The organism is Leptospira sarikeiensis (assembly GCF_004769615.1).
GTDB classification, from domain to species: domain Bacteria; phylum Spirochaetota; class Leptospiria; order Leptospirales; family Leptospiraceae; genus Leptospira_B; species Leptospira_B sarikeiensis.
Genome location: NZ_RQGF01000008.1, coordinates 53,598 through 74,621 on the forward strand (window position 1 = coordinate 53,598; position 21,024 = coordinate 74,621).

General features: G+C 39.7%; 16 protein-coding genes. 8 read left to right on the forward strand and 8 right to left on the reverse strand.

Translation table 11 applies throughout. The annotated features are described in order from the left end of the window. Positions 1-79: 79 nt before the first annotated feature. Both ispG and EHQ64_RS02585 read left to right on the forward strand, forming a co-directional pair. Positions 80-2,080, forward strand: coding sequence for a (E)-4-hydroxy-3-methylbut-2-enyl-diphosphate synthase (gene ispG / locus EHQ64_RS02580; RefSeq protein WP_135647946.1), 2,001 nt, complete (start codon positions 80-82; stop codon positions 2,078-2,080). Positions 2,081-2,221: 141 nt separating this feature from the next. Next, positions 2,222-3,274 carry an Lcl C-terminal domain-containing protein gene (locus EHQ64_RS02585; protein WP_246048531.1) on the forward strand — a complete coding sequence of 351 codons (1,053 nt, stop codon included), beginning with the start codon at positions 2,222-2,224 and terminating at the stop codon, positions 3,272-3,274. A 54-nt stretch (positions 3,275-3,328) separates the two neighbouring features. Here EHQ64_RS02585 and EHQ64_RS02590 read toward each other — a convergent pair whose 3' ends face one another. Next, positions 3,329-5,077, reverse strand: coding sequence for a C45 family autoproteolytic acyltransferase/hydrolase (locus EHQ64_RS02590; RefSeq protein ID WP_246048533.1), 1,749 nt, complete (start codon positions 5,075-5,077; stop codon positions 3,329-3,331). Between the two features lie 427 nt (positions 5,078-5,504). Between EHQ64_RS02590 and EHQ64_RS02595 the strand changes: the two genes are divergently transcribed. Next, positions 5,505-6,602, forward strand: a complete 1,098-nt coding sequence (locus EHQ64_RS02595) for an AraC family transcriptional regulator (protein WP_135647947.1) — start codon at positions 5,505-5,507, stop codon at positions 6,600-6,602. Positions 6,603-6,633: 31 nt separating this feature from the next. On the opposite strand, the gene EHQ64_RS02600 is transcribed toward EHQ64_RS02595, so the two are convergent. Continuing rightward, positions 6,634-6,981 (reverse strand): DUF2185 domain-containing protein, encoded by a 348-nt coding sequence (locus tag EHQ64_RS02600; protein ID WP_135647948.1) that lies wholly within the window; start codon positions 6,979-6,981, stop codon positions 6,634-6,636. Positions 6,982-7,007: 26 nt separating this feature from the next. After that, positions 7,008-8,054 (reverse strand): LA_2444/LA_4059 family outer membrane protein, encoded by a 1,047-nt coding sequence (locus EHQ64_RS02605; RefSeq protein WP_135647949.1) that lies wholly within the window; start codon positions 8,052-8,054, stop codon positions 7,008-7,010. Positions 8,055-8,478: 424 nt separating this feature from the next. Between EHQ64_RS02605 and EHQ64_RS02610 the strand changes: the two genes are divergently transcribed. Both EHQ64_RS02610 and EHQ64_RS02615 read left to right on the forward strand, forming a co-directional pair. Then, positions 8,479-9,480 carry an SDR family NAD(P)-dependent oxidoreductase gene (locus EHQ64_RS02610; RefSeq protein ID WP_135647950.1) on the forward strand — a complete coding sequence of 334 codons (1,002 nt, stop codon included), beginning with the start codon at positions 8,479-8,481 and terminating at the stop codon, positions 9,478-9,480. A 10-nt stretch (positions 9,481-9,490) separates the two neighbouring features. Then, on the forward strand, positions 9,491-10,129 hold the full coding sequence (locus tag EHQ64_RS02615; protein ID WP_135647951.1) for a TetR/AcrR family transcriptional regulator: 639 nt from the start codon (positions 9,491-9,493) through the stop codon (positions 10,127-10,129). 17 nt (positions 10,130-10,146) lie between these two features. Here EHQ64_RS02615 and EHQ64_RS02620 read toward each other — a convergent pair whose 3' ends face one another. Genes EHQ64_RS02620 through EHQ64_RS02630 form a run of 3 tightly spaced genes read right to left on the reverse strand, consistent with a single transcriptional unit; the run spans position 10,147 to position 13,939 of the window. Next, on the reverse strand, positions 10,147-11,880 hold the full coding sequence (locus EHQ64_RS02620; protein WP_135647952.1) for an alkyl sulfatase dimerization domain-containing protein: 1,734 nt from the start codon (positions 11,878-11,880) through the stop codon (positions 10,147-10,149). A gap of 23 nt (positions 11,881-11,903) precedes the next feature. Next, a complete protein-coding gene (locus EHQ64_RS02625; protein ID WP_135647953.1) occupies positions 11,904-12,497 on the reverse strand; it encodes a hypothetical protein in 594 nt (197 codons plus the stop codon). 17 nt (positions 12,498-12,514) lie between these two features. Beyond that, on the reverse strand, positions 12,515-13,939 hold the full coding sequence (locus EHQ64_RS02630) for an OmpP1/FadL family transporter (protein ID WP_167882340.1): 1,425 nt from the start codon (positions 13,937-13,939) through the stop codon (positions 12,515-12,517). 262 nt (positions 13,940-14,201) lie between these two features. On the opposite strand from EHQ64_RS02630, the gene EHQ64_RS02635 reads away from it, so the two are divergent. The 3 genes from EHQ64_RS02635 to EHQ64_RS02645 are packed head-to-tail and all read left to right on the forward strand — an operon-like array spanning position 14,202 to position 18,485. Beyond that, the gene (locus tag EHQ64_RS02635) at positions 14,202-16,424 is read left to right on the forward strand and encodes a DUF3604 domain-containing protein (protein WP_135647954.1); all 2,223 of its coding nucleotides are present in this window, start codon (positions 14,202-14,204) and stop codon (positions 16,422-16,424) included. After that, entirely contained in the window at positions 16,425-17,255 is an 831-nt protein-coding gene (locus EHQ64_RS02640) for a peptidyl-prolyl cis-trans isomerase (RefSeq protein ID WP_135647955.1), read from the forward strand. A 3-nt stretch (positions 17,256-17,258) separates the two neighbouring features. After that, complete coding sequence (locus EHQ64_RS02645) at positions 17,259-18,485, forward strand: HupE/UreJ family protein (protein ID WP_135647956.1); 1,227 nt, start codon at positions 17,259-17,261, stop codon at positions 18,483-18,485. Between the two features lie 93 nt (positions 18,486-18,578). Here the strand turns inward: EHQ64_RS02645 and EHQ64_RS02650 are convergent, their stop codons facing one another. Further along, positions 18,579-18,941 carry a hypothetical protein gene (locus tag EHQ64_RS02650; protein WP_246048535.1) on the reverse strand — a complete coding sequence of 121 codons (363 nt, stop codon included), beginning with the start codon at positions 18,939-18,941 and terminating at the stop codon, positions 18,579-18,581. A 211-nt stretch (positions 18,942-19,152) separates the two neighbouring features. Continuing rightward, entirely contained in the window at positions 19,153-21,021 is a 1,869-nt protein-coding gene (locus EHQ64_RS02655) for an esterase/lipase family protein (protein ID WP_246048537.1), read from the reverse strand. Positions 21,022-21,024: the final 3 nt, after the last annotated feature.

The window sequence follows — 21,024 nt, forward strand, 5'->3', positions numbered from 1 at the left end:
ACGTAAGTTCGTTCTTTTTTCGAAAAAATCCTAAATGACAGCCGATTGCTTTCGTTCTAAATGGAATAAGAGAGCCACAATGAACTTCCGCTATAATCATTCCCCATTCTCCTACCAACGTCGTAAAACCAGAGAGGTAAAAGTGGGAGATGTAGGGATCGGTGGTAATAATCCGATCCGGATCCAATCCATGATCACTGCGGATACTAGAGATACTGAAAACTCAGTAAGACAAATTTTGGAATTGGAAAAGGCAGGATGTGAGATCGTTCGTTTGACTGTACCTTCTCAACCGGATGCGGATAATCTTCCCAATATCCGACAAGAATTAAAACGTCTAGGAAGTAAGGTCCCTCTTGTGGCGGATATTCATTTCACTCCTAGCGTCGCGATGAAGTCAGTAGAATGGGTTGAAAAAGTACGGATCAATCCAGGAAATTTTGCGGATAAGAAAAAATTCGCGGTTAGAGATTATACTGATATAGAATACACAGAGGAATTGGAAAGAATTTCCGAAGTATTCAGCCCATTAGTTTTACGTTGTAAAGAGTTAGGCGTTTCCATGAGGATCGGAACAAATCATGGTTCCTTGTCCGATCGTATCATGAATCGATACGGTGACACTCCTCAAGGTATGGTGGAGTCCGCGATCGAATTTATCCGTATTGCGGAAAGTCTTTCTTACAAAGATATTATAGTAAGTATGAAAGCTTCCAATCCTCAAGTCATGGTCCAAGCTTATCGACTTCTTTGTAGTCGATTTATGGAACTACAAATGGACTATCCACTTCATTTAGGAGTCACCGAAGCGGGAGACGGAAAAGACGGAAGAATTAAATCCGCAATCGGTATAGGTTCCTTATTGGAAGACGGGTTAGGAGATACGATCCGAGTTTCTCTGACTGAGGATCCAATCCACGAAGTTCCAGTCGCAAGGTTACTTGCGGATAAATATAATAAACTTAGATTTCCGGAAGCCCCAAGCATCGGATATTCTGAATTTAGAAATCCTTATTCTTATCAAAGATTTTATAGTAAACCGATACAAGTAGGAACATTAGGCCTTGGAGAAACTCAGGCAGTTCGAATAGAAACGATCCTTCCTTTCGAGTCCGAAGGTAAATTTTCCCAAGAACTTTCTTCTCTTAAAAATTATGCCAGATCCAGATCTTTAGAATTGGAAATGGTTTCGGTTCCTTTACCAACAGACGAATTCCTGAGAGAAGAATGTATTTCTGCAAGTAAGTCTTCCTCAGTTCCAATGGGAGTGATCGTAGAACAAAACGAACTTTTACTTGAGGATGTTATAGAGGATCTGATCCCATTCCCTAAAGTGACTGTGGATCCTTTTCACCATTTTCAAAATAGGGATTCTCTATTAGACTTTCTGAATAAACGAGAAGGTAAAGGTGTCACAGAACTGAATGTTCAAGCATATCAGATAGAAAGTTTAAAAGGCCTACCTGACGAATTTAAAAACGCAGGTATAGAATCCGTTGCATTCTCTGTCCAAACCTCTCATATTCTCCATGATTACAGAAAGCTCGCAAGGATCCTAAGCGACTTCGATTATCCTATCTTCTTAAGCGCGGAATATCCTGATATGGAAACTGCTCTTTATGAATCTTCGATCGGGATCGGAGGAATGCTCACAGACGGGATCGGCGACATGCTTAGGATCAAAGTAGTCGATTCAGAACCTGAAAACATCTTACAATTAGGTTTCGATATACTCCAAGCAACCAGACTTCGTCTTACAAAAACCGAATATATTTCCTGCCCTTCCTGTGGGAGGACCTTATTCGATCTGCAAACTACTACTGCACGTATCAAAGAAAAAACTGGGCATTTAAAAGGTGTAAAGATCGCAGTAATGGGCTGCATTGTAAACGGTCCAGGCGAAATGGCAGACGCGGATTTCGGATACGTAGGAGCAGGACCTGGAAAAGTACATCTCTATAGGGGCAAAGAGATCGTTCTAAAAAATGTTCCTTCCGAAGATGCAGACGAAAGACTTGTACAACTCATCAAAGATTCCGGAATGTGGATGGAAAGGGAATCCGTCGCAAGCGAAAGATAATATTACTCATTTAGGATATAAGATCCGAGATAAATAGCCAAAACACATTCAAAATGGGATATTTTTTGTCTTCTACCTGACTTCATCTATCTCACAAATGTATAGAATCCGTATAAAATATTGAAAATCGGATGCTATAACGTGAGAAAAATCAAATATTCTAATATTCTATTCCTTTTACTATTGAGTCATTGGAATTGCGCACCTGAATCCAAGGATTATGCCTTGGAAACTTCCATGCTACTAAACTTAAGTAGCACTCCCACTGCCTCAGCAACACCATTCCTTGTTCCGGATTCGAATCAAACCGTATGTTCCGATTCTACCGGAAGCACAAGAGCTTGTTCAGGAACGGGAGAAGATGGGGAATTTCTGAATACACCGGCTCCCCTTTCCTTTCAAATCCAAGACGGAGGGCATACAGTATTAGAAGAAAGTTCCAGGTTAGTCTGGCAAAGATGCTCCTTCGGAAGCACATGGAATGGAACAACCTGCCAAGCCGGAGCCTTAAACTTGTACTGGCAGGCAGCAGATGAGTATTGTTCTTCTCTCACTCTTGCGGGTCGAAACTGGAGATTACCTACTGCAAGAGAAGCTTCCTTTTTCGGAGACTTCTCACAAACGAATGCTGTTCCTATAAGTTTTCCGAATAATGGTGCAAGCTCTTACTGGGCTTCTACACCGATCACTTCTTTTTTCGGAAGATTCACTGCGTATGCAGCTGGGGGTATAGGGCAATCAGACCAAAATACCGGTTTAAAAGTACGTTGCGTTTCCGGTCCTAAAATTCCCCAAGCCGTGTTCACAGATCAAGGAGATGGAACAATCAGAGAAGAAAGCACCGGGTTACTCATCAAAAAATGTGCACAGGGGCAAGCGAACGATGCGAATTGTACTGGCGCCGCTACTTTTTTAACCTGGCAACAAGCTTTAGACTCATGCAATAATTTAGATTTTGCAGGAAGGACAGATTGGAGATTACCATCGGCTAGAGAGGCATACTTTCATTCAGAACCTAGCTACGGAGTTGGAGATCTTCCAAATGATTATTTCCCGAATAGTGTCTTAGTCACTTGGACATCTACAAGCACGAGTTTTTTCACTCAGGCATATACTCAAAATTCCTATCAGCTTACTACTACTACTAAAACCGAAACCAATTCGACTAGAGCTCGCTGCGTAGCAGGACCTTAAGCCGGATTAAATAGGACTTCTTCTTCATAGAAATAAAAGAAGAAGTCCCGCTTTTTATAGTTCGTTCGCTTCTACGATGATAAAGTTCGGAGTGACCTGTCTGAGTTTTTTTGCGGAATATTTCCCTTTGTCCTGAAAAACTTTCTGTTTCCAGATCTGAGTAGAAAATTCCGTTTTAGAGTTTCTGATCTTATCATAGAAATGATTTGCGATCCTTTGTTTTCCCAAAACCGATTGAGTCCTTGCTAACCACAATGCACTTTGTTGTTTTCTAAAAGAAGAAGTTTCCAAATCTTCGGCTTGTTCCAATAAAAACGCCGCTTTATTCAGGTTCCCCTTTTCTAAATACAAGATCGCTTCCAAAAATAAAATGGACGGGTCCTTACCGGAAGCTAAGTTATTTGCCTTATTCAATTCGGAAAGAATTTCGTCCACTCCTCCCAACTTAGGGTCATCGTTGATAAGCATTGCATTTTTATAATATTTTATCGCTGTGTCCGTTTTCCCTTGGTCGATCTTTCCTTGTTTTGTGACCTTTGCCTTTTTGGTATTGGAAAGATCCAATACTTTATAACCTGGCTCTCCCCAAGCCATAGGAATTTCCATATAAGGGCCGCTTCCGGTAGGAGCGGTTCCGACTGAAACGTAAATTTTACGGGCCTCTACACTCATCACTACTGATTTAACCGAAGTGATTTGGCGGATCGTAGATCCCATGGTCCGGATCTCTCCGCTTGTACAATCCACGGTATCATTTAAAATATTCTGAAGATCAACCACGCTAGTCCCCTTTCTTTTTTGAGAAGAAAGAAGTTGTTCTGCCCTATCAAAACGGCTCAAACAATGATGATAGAAAACAGGAGCCGCCATGATCTCTCCATCCTGTAATTTTTCGCTTTGATAATGGTTTGTGTTTACTATATGATCTTTTCCTAATTTAGGGTAGACCACATCCACATTTCCATAATTTGTCTCTATAATTGCGGCCTTAGGCCCCTTTTCATTATGATTGGTAACGATCAACCCCCAAGTAGAATTGATTTTATGGTCCTTGGCGATCTTCACTGCGTCTTCTATACTTCTAGCTTCCGAAATGATCTTATGCCCGAAGTCTATCACTCCCAAACCGCTAAAACCGATCTTCTTATGAAAGCGAGTGTGGAAAGCGATCGTAAGCCCTGCTTCGTTAAACGCGGTGATCCCCGGAACATCGGCCCCCCTACATGCTATATAACCATAACGTAATCCTTTTTCAGGAGTGCAGAAAACAACGATCGGGCGTTTATCCCAGACTTCCACACCTGGAAAATCGAAATTGCGTGCATGATATAATTTACCATCCGCACTCTGATCTCCCCAAACAGAAACACTTGTGCATGCAGGAATAATTTGAGGATTTCTCGCGGGGCTCAAGTGAGCCAATTCAGGAAGAAGTTGGATCATTCCCAAGAAGCCGACGGAATTTTGGAACGCATCCATCGTAAAAAGTTCCTTCTCCAACTTAGAAGAACGCCCTGCTGCCTCCAAGGCTGCAATCGTTCTAGCCGAAAATTCGGAAGGCCGATGTTTCTTCATTCTTTTGGACATCCAGTTGACCAAAAAAGAAGTAACACCTTTCGCTAAAAAATTCCTTTGGCTGCGGGGCAAACTTCCTAAGAGTAGGTTTCTTGCCATTACAGGATAAAAATCAAAAATCGGTTCGAATTGTCCGATCTCATTCATGATCTCGCCGAACTGTCTTCCCATTTCGACTTGGGAACCTTTCAATTGAAGAACTGCTAAAGGATAGGTCTCTGAATTCATTCACTAAGATTAGCAAATTCCAAAAGAAACGTCGACCTTCTCCATAGGTTCGGATATCCGAACTTATCGGATCGGATACTTGGACACCATTATGTAGGAACTCCAACGGGAAATTTTGGGCGGCTTCTCGCGAAAGCTCGAACCGAGCTACTACGGGTTCGCGCAATGCGCTCATCCTGGCCTCAAGGCCAGGACTAAAGCCCTTCGTATCTCTGCCGCAGGGAGCAAAAACCACTGAGAACATAGCCTAAATCGCTCTGAACGAAAATTCCGCAGAAAATCGCAGCCTTTTCAAGGGATTTTTTCAGCCTAAATTCCTGTTGGAGTTCCAACAGGAATTCAAGGGTCGATTCCGTACAAAATTCTCTCAAATCTGTTTGGCAGAAAATATGGAAAAGATCTAATAGCCTGCGGCCCAAATCTTATCATGGAATATCTGCATATCTTCTTTCTGAAATTTCTGCAATTTGGAGCAGGAGCATCTTTTTTATACGGATTTTTAGAGTTAACGAAGAATAGGGACAAAAACAGGATCCTAATACTGATCATGATCCTAACCGGAAGTATTCTTCTTAGATATTCATGGTATTTACAGGATGACCTATTAGAATTTCCTTATCTATTTTTATTTTTGCATACGAGCGTGATAGCTGTAGGTCCTTTAATTTATATTTATATCCGCTCTTTTCTACAAAATGAAGAAGAAACAGAAAATCGTCGCAATAAACTTGTACGAGTTTGTATTCATTTTTGGCCGGTGTTATTATTTGCAATCTTCGAATGTTTTTTCTTCCTACAGGACCGAAATGAATTAAGAAACCAGATCATCAAAGGAAGTATAGAATTCCGTTTTGATGCGGCTCATATGGCGAGTTTTATCGCAAGCCTACAAGTTTCCTTTTATTCTTTATTCTGCTTGTACCTGTATCATAAAGTAAGTCGCAAATACGAAATTTACGAACTCAAATTAGTTTGGCTCATTTTACTACTTCCTGTCCTCGCAAATAGTATGATTGGCTCCGCTTATTTCTTAAAAAACAAACTTCTATTCGAATCTGGTGCATCTTTAATCTGCATCATGATCCTTTTACTATTTATCGTTAGAGAAAAATATCCAGGGTTCTTTAGCGAGATCAGTGAAGTCATTCAAAATGCGAAATATCAAAACACTTCCCTTCTCACAAAAGAAATAGAGGCTGCAAATTCCAAACTCAAAGAATTATTAGAGATCAAATATTTATATAGAGATAGTGAACTCAGGCTTGTGGATTTGGCGGCAGAATTAAGTTTAAATCTTCATCAGACCTCTAGATATCTAAATGAAGTTCATAGGATGAATTTTTACGAACTAATCAATCGATACAGGGTACAAGAAGCTTGCAAACGATTAGAAGAAGGATCCGAAATTTCGGTATTAGATGTAGGTTTTGCGGTAGGATTTAATTCTAAATCCACTTTTCATTCTCAATTCGTGAAGTTTACAGGAATGTCTCCTGCAATGTATAGAAAACAGAAATCCAAATAAAATTTGGAAGACGATTTACTGTAACAGGTCTCTACTCAGGGAACTCAAAATCATCAACCTGATGAAACTTTTTGGTTTTAGGATCCTTTTCAAATGCTGTATTGATCTCGGAATGTAAGAAAGGTAAAATGGACTCATCATAATTTGCGATCGTGTTCACATCGAAAACGGAAGTATTTTTCGGATCCGAAATATACTCTTCACTTTCCATTCCAGAAAAAAATCTCCAACCGCTATCCATATCATTGTCCGGAGTTTCGCGATACATAAAATGTACGGGCAATCCCTCTACGGTAATCTGATCGGTAGCAAGACAAGCTCCCAAACCGGAAATAATGGTCTTAATCTCTTCTGCTTTTAGTTTGAATTTCTTTTTCAATTTTCCCTGCCCCTTTATCCAACAATCTACAGCACTGTCGAAAAACCTAGATAATATCCCCTAATGATCTCTCTACCAGACTCAGGTAAATTATAATATAAATTCACACTATCCAATGTAGCATTGTAGCTCAATCTATAATCTAAGGCATTTTGGTTCGCAAAATTCGCCTTATTATAATTATAGCCGAAGTAAAACTTATACTTTCCTTTCCAAAGATAAGAAAGAGAAAGATCCCATTCAACTCCCCTAAAAATTCCCAAAGTATTTTCCCTTTGGATCGTAACGTCTACTTCGTAGTAAGGAAAAAAGAATTGGCGAGCAAAGGTACGAGAACCTTGGGTGTAGTAAAATTCCAAACTCATATTTAGAGACAGATTCTCATACAAAGGTATATTGCTTTTAACACTTAATTGAGGTCCTAAGGTTTCCACTCGATTTGAATATATAGAAAAAAGTGATCCGTCCCAAACCGCGCGATCAATCTTTCTCAGCCCCAATCCAAAATACAATTTCTCTCCGAAACGAGTTAAATGATACGCCAAATAGTTTAATTTATAATCCCTTCTTTCTAGATCGACTACTTCGTTGCGGCTAAAACTTACCCCACTAGGATCTCCTGCGAAAGAATAATAGCGAGCTTTATTCAGCGAATTTTCTGCAAATTGAAATTCCAATCCGTATTTCCTATCTGCATTTATATACTTTAAATAAATAGGATAGATAGTTCTTACATTTCCAGTAAGATTAAAATCATAATTCACCCTTTGCATTGCTATATTTGAATTTGCTTTGTAGTCATAAGGTGCATATTCCGATTTCTGCATACGGATCCCGAATTCTACAATGGGGGCATTCGTATCTTTTGCATCCTGGACTTCTTTTTTTGAAGTTTCCTTAGGCTCGATAGCATCCGTCTTCTTTTCGGACGTTTGTGTTTCCGGTCTTACAGATTGTTCCGATTTTGTTAGCTCCTTAGTATCCTCTTGTACTTTTGGAGATTCCGGGATCTGATCTTGAGAAAAAATGGAAATAGAAAAAAGAAGTAATAATAGAATGAAACTTTTGTTCATGAAAATATTATAATTTGAAATTACCTTACTTCATCTATACGAATAGATTGAAAGTTAAGACATAGTTTTATCAAGAAGGGCTAAGACAACTAGAATTAAAATAAGAGGAAGATCACGCATTACCCAATAGGGGATATAAACTCACTCGGGTCTTATCAAAAGGCGCTAAAAGAAATAGCGGCATTCAAATATTACATTAACATATCATAATATTCACTTATCAAACATAGTAGTTCACCTTACTTATTTTTCTTTCACGTAATTATTTTGATCTGAAAGAGTCAAACCCCCTATTACACGTCTCTTTCGAATATGCCAAATTGGCAGCGAATTCCAAAACAGAGCAATTCATCTTTTTGAAAAATAATTGACTATTAGTATATTATTTATAGTCCAATAGAATATAATAAGAGGTAGTAACTCCATGAAAAAAGTATTAGTGACCGGCGCCAGTGGGCATCTGGGATTTTCCTTAGTAAAACTTCTCCTGGAAAAGGGATACGATGTAACCGCTGCAGTGAGAAATAAGAACGATGAAAAGAAAACTGCAAGCCTGAGAAAGTTAGGAGCAAAATTAGTATCGGCGGATTTGGAAGATCGAGAATCCTTACGAAATGCTCTTAAAGGACAAGACGGTCTTTTCCAAGTTGCGGCGGCCTTCAACCTTACCGCGAAAAATCCGCAAAAAGAAGTTGTAGAACCGAATATCAACGGGACTAGAAATATATTAGAAGAAGCTCATAAAGCAGGGATAAAAAAGATCGTATATACTTCGAGTATAGCTGCTGTAGGAACAATTGCAGATGGTGAAAATCCTTTGAATGAATCCTCCTGGAACGATTCTGCTAAAGAACCTTATGCGATCTCAAAAACACAGTCCGAAAAATTAGCTTGGGAAATTGCGGAAAAATTAGGTCTGAACCTTGTTACCGTTTTACCTGGAACCATTTTGGGTCCCCAATTCACTCAACCTACTTCTTCCTTAAAATTGATCCAGGATATCTTAAAAGGACAGCTTCCATTTGCACCTAAAATGACTTTCTCTTATGTAGATGTAAGAGATGTGGCAATGGCACATATTCTAGCGTATGAAAATCCTTCCGCAAAAGGAAGATACATCGCAACAGGAGAGACATTATCCGTTTCTCAAGTATGTAAATTAGTAAAGGAGATCCATCCTAAGGCAAAAACCACAGGTAAGGAACTACCTTCTTTTATCGTTCGTGTTATGCCTTACTTAGATGCAGCTAAACATGCTCTGACAGGATTGGACAGACAGATCAATTCGGAGATCGTAGAAGATTATCTTCAAAGAAAACAGGAATATAATTCGGATCGTTTAGCGAAAGAATTCCATTGGAAACCAATGCCGATCCGTAAATCGCTTCAAGAGACGGTTGACTGGATGTTGTCCACTGCAGTATAGTTTCCTGGACGTGGATAAAAAAAGAGCCAGACGGCCGGAAGAAAAAGAGATCCGCAAGCAGTCCATTGTGACTGCCTTGCGAACTCTTTTAGAAAAACAAAAACATCCTCTTCCTAGCACCCAAGAGATCGCTGAAGCCGCAGGTGTCACCAAAGGTGTGATCTATTTTTATTTTAAAACAAGAGAAGAGATCTTTTTAACCTTACATCTGCAGGAAGCTGATCTTTTTTTTAAAGAATTGGGGGAACTCCTACAGGGTCAGGATTATTCCTTGGCGAAATTGAAAGAGAAAATTATCCATCAATTCTCTCAAAATGAGATCTTCATGTTTTTAGGGCTGATCATTCCTGGAATTTTGGAAAGTAATGTGGATCATGATTTTCTTTATGAATTCAAAAGAACCACCTCGGATTCGATGGATGAACTGGCTAGAGTTTGGCTTTCCAAAGAAACAAATTTGACAATCGCAAACGCCAGAAAATTCATATTACGTTTTTATTTTTTAGGATTAATGCTTTGGCAGCATCATAATCCTCCGGAAGACGTAAAGAACGCCTTCATGAATAAGAATTTATGGCTATTAGAAGGTGATTTAGGATCCGCACTTTCGGAATCATTCGATTGGATCTGGAAAGGAATGAATTCTTAAAGTTCGAAACTACATTCTTAAGGTTTTTCAAACGGGAGTTTCGGCTCCAAGGGTGAGAAGTTCTTTAAGAATCTTGCGAATTGAAGAGAATTTCCTTTTTTATAATGAAACCCGGGCAATGTAAGTAAAGGGCTCTTAATCTTAGAAAGCATCTTCTTCCATTCCAGTGAATCCAGTTGCACCAAGATGTCGGGATTTTCATCCAAGTTACGTTTCAATTCCGCGACTCCCTTTCGGATATGAATCGTATATTCTTCTCCTGTATCATTAAATTGGAAACCCACTTTCTGATCCAGATCTGCACTCGATCTCGGATCTAAGTTCGCGACCAAAGCAGATAAGATCACATATACGGAATATTTTTTTAAGAGTTCGGTACTCGCTTGGATCGGAAGTTTTGCCACGAACTTTTCCCTTAGTTCTAAGGCCTCTGTGAGATAGTAGTGTCTCGCATTCGCATTCTCTTCCTTCTCTCCCAAACGTTCTAAAGAAGAGATCCTAAGATCTAATGCTTCCTTATTCTTAGGATCTAATCTAAGAATATAACCGGTCAACTGGAGAGTCTCTTGATACTGATGTTTATTAAAGTATTCTTTAGAAAATTTTAATAAGGAATCCTTTCCTCCCGCAAGTTCCGAGATAAACCCGGCAAATTTGTCCCTAGGCAAGGGATGTAACTCTGCCGGATCCCCGCTAAACCAACCCAAGTTTCCGTTAAAAGAGGATCTTACAGACCAGGAAACTTTTCCGTATATCTCTTGAAGATAAGGAGATTTAGCCAAGTGAGCCGGAAGTTTTACATATTCTACCAAGTCGTCAGGATGAAGCCCCCCGTTGATCCCTCTTAAAGACTGATCATGTACAAATTGGATCGCATCCCTGTAATCAGTTACTGTATCATATATTATTTGAGCATCAGATAAAGGACGTCCATGGCTAGGCACTAAAAATTCAGGTCGGATCTCTCGAATGATATCCAGAGATCTATACCAATTTTTTAAATTACGAAACCATGTTCCACGGATCGTATATAAATTCGGGAATGCTTTATAAAAATTATCTCCCGTTAAGATCGTCTTTTTTTCAGGAATAAAAACATAGATCTGGTCATCCGTTTCTCCGGGAGCATGGATGAGTTCCAAAGATATTCCTGAGATCTTGACTAAAAGTTTGTCCTTAAACGTTTTTGTAGGGGGAATATAATCTGCCTTACTTTCTTTTGTGTATCCCAAAAAAGGGCCAATACCTGCGTTGATCAGCTCTTCTTCTTTTAAAAAGTTCCCGAACATTCTTGCGCTTCTTTGGCTTATGATCGGAGCAGTTTCACTAGCGAGACGTTCTACATTTGTTTTTAAAGTTTCGTGAGCGTAGATCTCAGGGTTTCCGTCCTTTGCAAAAGCACCAGAACCGAAAATATGATCCGGATGACTATGAGTATAGATGATCGCTTTTACAGGAAGAGTGGAAATTTTTCTGAATTCTGCAAAGACTTCTTCTCCTGCCTTACGATCATCCATAGTATCTACTATGATCAATCCGTCTTTTCCTATAATCAGTATGGAGTTAGCGATCCCATATCCTACCGCAGAGTAAATCCCTGGAGTCACTTCATAGATCTTCTTTTCGAATTCTTTATTGAATTCACTCAACTTAGGATCAGAATGTTTTGTCTCTTGTTTTGGAGTAAAACTACCACAACCGATTGTCCAAGCAAATATCAAAGACCAAGAAACAAAACTAAAGCGACTCATATAAAATTTCCTTTTCGCAAATATCAGAATAAGAAGGAATAAGATAGGCTATATCTCTGTGAAGATGCAAAAGAGGAATTAGCTCCTTGATAAGGTAAAGAAGCATAATCCTTATCCACATCTAAACGGAAACCATTTCCTAATTCTCCCTTCTCCCATTTCAACCCGTAATAATTCGCAAATCCCAATTGGACCAGATATTTTAGGACCAGTAAACCTAGTTTCACATTGGATTTATAGGCGGCGTTCTCATATTCCAGATGTTGGATCTCCTTCTGGGCCTGCAAGGTCACAAGTGTTACCGGATCAGGATTACTGTGAAACTGCAAAAGATAAACGTTCAAAATATCCTGGCTTTGTTCGTATTTTTCGTTTCTATGCTCTAGGTCCTTATGCCCTTGGATTTCCAAGGCAACAAAGATTGCGAAAGTGCTGAATGCAAAAATCCCTTTTCTAGTTTCACCTGCATGAATGAGTCCCCAACCGGGAACCACCGCACTTCTCCAAATGATATCCCAACGAGATCTTTCGGAAGAAGGAACCGCTTCATTCTCAGGAGCGGCAAACAAAATAGAAAACGGAAAACAGAAGATTAAAAGGATCAAAAACTTTTTCATTCTATCAGAAACCGTCCTTAATCAAAAGAACGGGTCGCACCGAAATTAATCCCGATCGAATTGATCGCTTGCACGTTATAAGAATAACCTACGAAGTTTTTTTCATTCGGTCCGTTGATCGCATGAGTAAGAGCCCAATCCGTTCCCTTCCCTCCTTCTAAACTTTTTCCAGGAAGAAAATAACTGAAACCGAAATCAAAACTCCAAGGTCCAGTTAAATAACTAAAACCTGCAGCAACGACCTGATTGAATGTTAGAACGATCCCTTGTGCTCCGTTTGCAGCATTCGGAGAAACGATCGGAGAATTATAACTATATCCAAGACGATAAGTCCATTCAGGAGTGATTTTATGTTCAAGCCCGATCAATGCTGCCCATTGGTCCCTATAATTTAAATGTCCGATCACATTCGCAGTTTTTCCTTGAGGAGAAGGATACCAAGAATCTCCCAAGTGTTGATGTATATTTTTTAAGTAGGTTACGTAGTTGGAATAAACAAAATCGATCCCTACTTTCAGATTTTCAGGACCAAAAGCAAATCCCAATCCATGTTTTTCAGGAAGATTAAATTGATAAGAAACTCCGGTTGATCTATAATAATTCGGATCGTTTTGATTGAAGGTATAAGTCCCATCAAAAGGAAAACTAGTCCTAGTCTGATAAGAATAACCTACTCTAAACCAATCCGAAAATCTATAATTTAAACCTAATATTCCACTTAGAGCCAAAGCATTACTTCTGCTTTCGTAAGAAACTCCTTGCCCTGGAATTTCAAAACTTCCGGATGCATCGTAATACTTGATAGAGCGGGTTTGTCTCGCGTAGTTGACTTCTAAACTTCCACCGATAGAAAGATTTCCAAGTTTTACGGAAAGGCCATTAACAGCTTTTATGAAAACTCCTCGATTCTCTGATGTTTCTTGGATCCTTCTTCCGGCACCAAGCGCTCCAGGTAAGTTTACTCCTGCCCATTGGTTTACGGATTCTCCATTCGGAGTATTCCGATCGATTTTTTCTGCGGCGCCATTCACTCCACCGTAGACGAATGCAGCAAATCCGTAATCGATAGAATCAGTCACAGGAAGTTTTAATGCAAGATAAGGTGCAGGACCCGCAGAACTTCTGGTTTTAGAATTTGAATAATTCGAATTCGGATCATCATCTAAAAAACGATCCTGAAATTTCACAGTAGCATAAGTGCCACCAAGTCCGAATTCCACTTTCTTTCCTTTTGTGAGAGAAAGGTTGGCAGGATTCAATGCTACGTCAATGGGTGAACCGCCTAATCCAAGGTTCACACCCGCAAGACCTTCGTATCTTGCATTGATCGCATTTCGACTATTGCTCGCAATTGCGCTTAGGGATGAGGGAAGGCTCCAAACTCCGAATGCACTTAGAGCTAAAAATGCATTCTTTAAAATTCGATGAGAAGAAATCTCCACGAATGCTCCTTTCAAAAACAAACCGAAGTCGGTTTTTCTCCTTCCCCCTCGAAAGAAAATGATCCGGAAAATCTGGTTCGTATTATTATATATTGAATTTTTTATCCATCAAAACGAATTATAATAAAATATATCAAATATAATTTTCCTTATAAGGGATTAATTGTAAATATAGCGAAATTACATTACGAAATTCTTGGATCGAAAGAAATCCAGTTTGTCGTGAAGAGTTCGTTTTAGCTTAAAACGTTAGGAGAAGTAGATGGGGAAGAAGATTGTCTCGTCTCTGGGGTTATTCGGAATTATTTTTTTTATAATATTGTACGGTTCTACAGAAGATTGGTTCGGAGCTCCCTTTCGCCAGAAAAAGGAATCCACTCCTCGTTCGAGGGAGGAGGCCAACCAAGATCCACTCTACGGAAAGCAGATCCTCTTCGGAGATCTACATGTTCACACTACTTTCTCACCGGATGCATTCGCGATCAGCTTGCCTATGCTAAATGGAGAAGGAGCTCATCCTCCAAAAGACGCATGTGATTTTGCAAGGTATTGCTCTTCTCTGGATTTTTGGTCCTTAAACGATCATGCAGAAGGAATGACTTCTAAACAATGGCAGGAAGAAAAAGATCTGATCCGCCAGTGTAATGCGAATGCAGGCGATCCTTCCAATCCGGAAATGGTTTCCTTTTTAGGATGGGAATGGACCCAAATCGGAACGGACGTAAAAAATCATTACGGACATAGGAATGTGATCTTCAAAGATACTGCAGAAGATAAAGTTCCTACTCGTCCGATCGGTGCATCTGGGCCTGCGGGAGAAGCGTTAGTCGGTCCTGGTTTTTTGCAAAGAACACTTCTGAAGATCATCGCTCCTGGAGGAAATCGCCAAGCATATTATGATTTCTCTGATTTTATTACGGAACGTCTAGATGTTCCTCGCTGCACTAAGGGAGTTCATGTAAAAGATCTTCCGAAAGATTGTACTGAATGGGCAGCAACTCCTTCCGAACTTTTTGAAAAATTAAAACAATGGGATATTCCTTCTTTAGTAATTCCTCATGGAACTACCTGGGGGTTCTATACTCCACCAGGGATCAATTACGATAAACAACTGAAAGGAAAAGATCATGATGAAGGATTGCAGAAGTTAGTAGAGATCTATTCAGGTCATGGAAATTCTGAAGAATACCGCCCTTGGCAAGAAGTCAGTTTTGATCCGGATGGAAAGGCGGTCTGTAATGAACCGAAACAAGGTTTCGAACCTTCATGTTGGAGAGCAGGAGAAATTATCCGACAAAGATGTTTAAAGACCGGGGAAACATTAGAAGAATGTGAGAAGAGAGCAGAAGTCGCAAGAAGCAATCATGCTCAAGCAGGGATTTCCGGATTTTTAACCGTGCCCGGAGCTACTCCGGACGATTGGGGAAATGCAGGACAATGTCCGGATTGTTTTCTTCCAGCATTCAATTATAGGCCGAGCAATTCTGTCCAGTATGCATTAGCGATCACAAACTTCGATGATCCGAATCATCCTAGAAATTTTCGTTTAGGTTTTATAGGCTCAAGTGATTCTCATACTGCAAGAGCAGGAAATGGTTATAAAGAATTCTGGAGAAAGGGATTAACTGAAGCTGCCGGTCCGGATAAACCGAATCCGTTTGGATTATTGGAGCCTGCAAAAAATCGGAAAAAAGCGGTTCCCTATTCGGTTCCTTTCCAAGCAAGAGGAGGGATCGGAGGTTTCGAAGTGGTAGAAGCAGAAAGACAAGCATCCTTCTTTTTAACTGCAGGACTCGTCGCAGTACATTCTAAAGAAAGAAATCGGGATTCTATCTGGGATTCTCTGGAAAGAAGAGAAGTTTATGCAACTTCGGGAGATAGGATCCTTCTTTGGTTTCACTTGATCAATTCCGGAAATTCTAAAGAAAGATCGGGAATTCCGATGGGCTCCGAGTTAGAATTTTCTAAAAACCCAATATTCAAAGTGAAAGCATTAGGTGCATTTAAACAAAAACCGGGTTGCCCTGAATCCAGTGTAACCGGGATCGGAAATGAAAGATTACAGAGATTATGCAAAGGAGAATGTTATAACCCTTCTTCCGAAAGAAAACTAATAACGAGGATAGAAGTGATCCGTATTCTTCCCCAAACTTCTCCGGAAGAAAAAGTAGAAAAACTCATCCAGGATCCTTGGAAAACCATATCGTGCAAACCGAATCAATCCGGATGTGAGGCGGAATTCCAAGATCCAGATTACGCACGTTTAGGAAGAGATGCATTATATTATGTAAGAGCGATAGAAGAACCTTCTCCTGCTGTGAACGGTGGACAGTTAAGATGTGAATACGACGATCAAGGACGTTGTATAAAAGTAAAACCATGCTACGGAGATTACCGTACCGATCCTAAGGATGACTGTACTGCAAATGTCGAAGAAAGAGCCTGGTCTTCTCCGATCTATTTGACCAGACCAAAAGGAAAATAAATGAAGTTAGAATACAAATCGGAAACACTTCCAGGCCTTCTATTAGGTTTGGGATCGTTTTTCGGCTTTTCTCTTGCTCTCATAGGTTTACTTTTTCCGAATATAGAAAATTCTTTTGAAGATATTGCAGCAGATGTAAACGGTGTCCGGATCGGAAAAGAAGAATATCTAAGAGCTCTTGCAGGATATTCTTCAGATAGTAAAAACCCACTGACAAACGAGATCAGGGCCAATGTATTGGAAAGATTGATCGAAGAAGAATTACTTGTCCAAAGAGGATTAGAATTAGGTTTTGCAAGTCAAGACAAACAGATCCGAGCGGGATTAGTTCGTTCAGTGATCCAATCCGCGATCTCTGAGATCTCGGCAGAAGAACCGAGCGAATTAGAATTACGTTTTTATTACCTATCTCATAAAGAAAAATTCTTTTCTACACCTAGATACAAAGTTTTAGCCTACGAGGAAGCCGAAGAAAAAAAGGCGATTCTTCTATCGGAAGAATGGAAGAAGAACGGTAAAATACAGAATGGAACTATAGTACCTTTACCGGATTCGCCTCTTCCTCCTCGTAAACTTTTGGATTATTTAGGCCCGTTCGCAACAGCTGCTTTAGAAAATCTGCAAACTGGAGAAGTATCGTTGCCTTTAAGATCCGGAAACAAGTTCCTGATCTTAAAGATACTTTCTTTAGAGCCCGGAAATATCCCAAAATTCGGAGAGATCAAAGAAGAAATAAAAACGGAGTATAAACAAGACAAAGAAGACAAATCTTTAAGAGAGTATCTGGATCTACTCAAAAGAAAATCGAAAATAAAAAGATTCCCTTTATAGTCGATGAAACTGTTTTTTTATATCATCCTTCTTTTATCCGGCGTTTCAAATACGCAGGCCCATAATAAAAGTGAGTCTTCTTCCGTTTGGCATCTTAAAAAAAACAACTTACACGGAATAATTACGATACCTGCAAAAGAAGCCACAAGGATCCCCTATTCTAAAGAAGAAACGGATAATTTAGGAAAACGTTTTTCATCTTATTTAGTTTCCCATATAATCATTCGTTCCCAAAAAGAGGATTGCCCCGTTTCATCCGAACCTCGCATTTTAAGATCTTCTTCCACGTTTATCCGAGTAGAACTAACTTATACTTGTAGGGACTCTGCACCAGACTTACTTATATATACTGGATTATTCGAATACGCTCCTTCTCATTTACATTATTCCAGATTATATTTCGAGAATGGGAATCTATCGGAGAACCTTTTTCAATCTAAACGAACTGAATGGGATCTAAACCAAGGATCTTCCCAGACGGATCAACCGATCTCAGGATTTTTACAATTCGTAATTGCAGGGATTGAGCATATAGGAAGTGGATTGGACCATATCGCATTTTTATTGGCGATCTTATTCGTCTCAAAGACAGGTAAAGATGTCTTATTATCCATAACCGGATTTACTCTGGGTCATAGCCTCACACTCTCAGTTTCCGTTCTTTCAAAAATATCCCCGAGTTCTTTAGGAATAGAAGCATTCATTGGGCTCACCATCTGGATCGTAGCAGCGGAATATGTGTGCGAAAAGGAACCCAGTAACCGAAAAAAAATCTCTCTTATTTTGGCATTGGTCGCTTTATCAATCGGATTTGTTTCTTGGAAACTCGGGACGAGAGAAAGTCATATATTCTTAGCTTATATCGGAATGTCGTTTTTTACTTTCTGCTATCTATCACTAAAACCTTATATACCAACCTCCAACGGGAAAGTTATCTATTTAGGGATCAGCACAGCCGCATTCGGAATGATCCATGGGTTCGGCTTTGCAGGTTTTTTACTGGAAGCAGGATTGGATAAGGAACACCTTTTTGCACCCCTGTTCGGCTTCAATTTAGGAGTGGAACTCGGGCAATTGATCCTTGTAGGGATCGTGTTTCTTTTCCTTTGGATCAGAGGTCAGATCCGTTACCTAAAACAAAACGAAAAACAGGAGAAAATACTATCTCTTTCGTTTTTGTTTATACTCTCTTCATTAGGAGCCTATTGGTTTATCCAACGTAGTTTTTAAAAAATTTCCGGACTTATTTACTTAAAAGAAAGGACCGACGGTTTTCTGACCAAGGAGATTGTAGATTGCCGTCGATCCAAGTGAATTCACTTTTTATTTTGAGCAAAATTCTGCTGGAGGGTTTTCACCACTGGCAAATGCGTAGGTGCAAGCCTCTGCTTTAGCTTCTGAGGACAATTTATTCCACTCTGCCCTTGCTTGTTCTGCATCTACGGAAGAAGGGAACCAGGAAGGTGGATTATTCATAGTAGCCTGAGCAGTCGCTACCAGAAGAAGCCATAGTTTCACAAAATTATTAAAAGCCTCTTTCTCTTCTTCGTCAGTATCGCTAAACGGATTAAAATCATCTCTCTCGTTTTCGGTACAAGAAAAACTTGTAAAACCAATATTAAACACCAGAAGCACAGTCACAAAAATTCTGAACATAAAAATCTCTCTTATTTTTTTTCGACTCAAAATAAGGTATACATTTCGGAAAACAATATTGCCAAAATTTTACAAAAATATTTTTATCCCATATTTAATATAAAAATTACATTATATACCATTCGTTATAAGGGAACTATTCCATCAATGGACCAAAAATGATAATCAACATTAAGATATCTTAATGTTAAAAGTAAAATTTCGCTCATCTCCCCGAACGGAAAAGGTTACGAAATTGAGATTATTTACGAGAGGCCCCGGAATGTTCCAGGAGGATACGTTTGATTTCCAAAATGGTGGGCATATGATCCTGAACCGAGTGATCCGAATCGATCAGAAGTTCGGACTCCGCCCCGTCCAAATGGGAGCTATCGTAAGAAACTACAGAATCATTGATCCAATCCAGATCGCGGAATTTTGAATTGCCGATAATCGAATGAAATTTCACTTCCGGCTTAAGATCGCCTGTGACTTTTATAAATAGACTATTCGGAGAAAGGCCATCTACGCCGTAAGTTTCCGGAACGATGGATTCCTCCTTTGAATCCAAGGTTAGGAAATTATACGCCTTTCCTATATTATGGATCACACTTTTAGGTAGAACAAATAGTACTCTCGCGATGGAACCTAAGATTCCTTCTGCGAGTGAAGAACCTCTATGAGGAGTAGCAATGAACACAACACGTTTGACGAAATGTAAAGGTGTAAAATCGAAGACTCGTTTTACTTCTTCCTTCGTATCGGAAGCAAGAGAATTGTATTGATCGATTGGAACATTGGCAACCTTCATCCAATCTTCTTTCTTACTTCTGGTCACCATTAATTTTGAAATAAGCCCACCCATACTATGGCCTACGAGAAGCATCTTATCGAAAGAAGAATCCTCGTCCTTAGGATCGTACGTTTTTCTTAAGTCTTTTAAAGTGCCCCTAAAATCAGCTGCAGAAAGTGTGATCGGACTTCCTGTAGGATACCAGTATACCCAAAACTGATATGTATCCTTTATCTTAGGATCTGATAATAACTCATTGATCATCGGGAACCAGATAAACGGAGAAGAGGCGAGTCCATGTACGAATACTACGGGGATTTTTCCTTTTTTGTAAGGATAGATCAGATACAAACCTTTTCTTTCTAAGCCGACCTCCCCGTCGAATGTTGCAGTAAATCCATCTCTTTTTTCGGCGCCTGACAACATATAAGCCAATGGAGTAGTTGTATCGCTTTCCATTGGAAGATCTAAACCGGAAAACTGGATCCGATCCCTATGAACAGGATCATATAGATGGATGACCGCTTTTAATGTTAAATTACGATTTTCTAAATAAGATTCTTCCAATGTGAGAAGTGCGGTCCCCGGATACGCCTGCCCTACTCCGGCCACAAACTCGTATTTCCTTCTTTCGATCGGCTCTTTTTCGGGATGTTTTCGGATCAGAATTAATGGGGTCCCAATCCCATATTTGGTGATTTGATTGGAAAATCCCTCGTTCTTATAGTCGTATGCAACTTCCACTTCTAAAAAGTTTTTCGGGGTCCATGCAGTTTCCACTTCAGCCTTTGTCATCTGAAGTGCCCCTCGCATTAATGGAAGGCTTAAGTCAGTCAGATTTGCAAGTTTTCGATTCTTCTTTGCGAAACGAACGAGTTGAGCAAGAGAATGATTGTATGTTTCGAGCGCAAATCTGAATTCCATAGAGAATGGATCTGCGGCCGGGGTCGCCTTCTTATCGAATAAATATGTATAGGAGTACACCAAAGAAGAGGCAAACATTCTTGCAAACATCGGATCTTCCAAATCCAAAGTGGAACCTGTATGAAAACAAAGCTCCGCAAGATAATATGCGAGATCTCTTGTCTTTAATGCAATGAGTCGATTGTCCAGATCGTATATTACTACTCTAGGAGCTTCTTTGTATTTTTCGTAAAGGTCGTTACTCTTTAAGAATCTGGTTGTGATCAGGCTTAAATTTTCGGAAGAGATCGCATTAGAACGAGAAGCTCGGATCTGTTCGTATTTGGAATATGAGAACGTAGAATATGTGCCACATCCAAATAAGAATGCGGTCGAGAATAAGGAGACACAGATTCCTTTTGAAAAACGGATCACTTT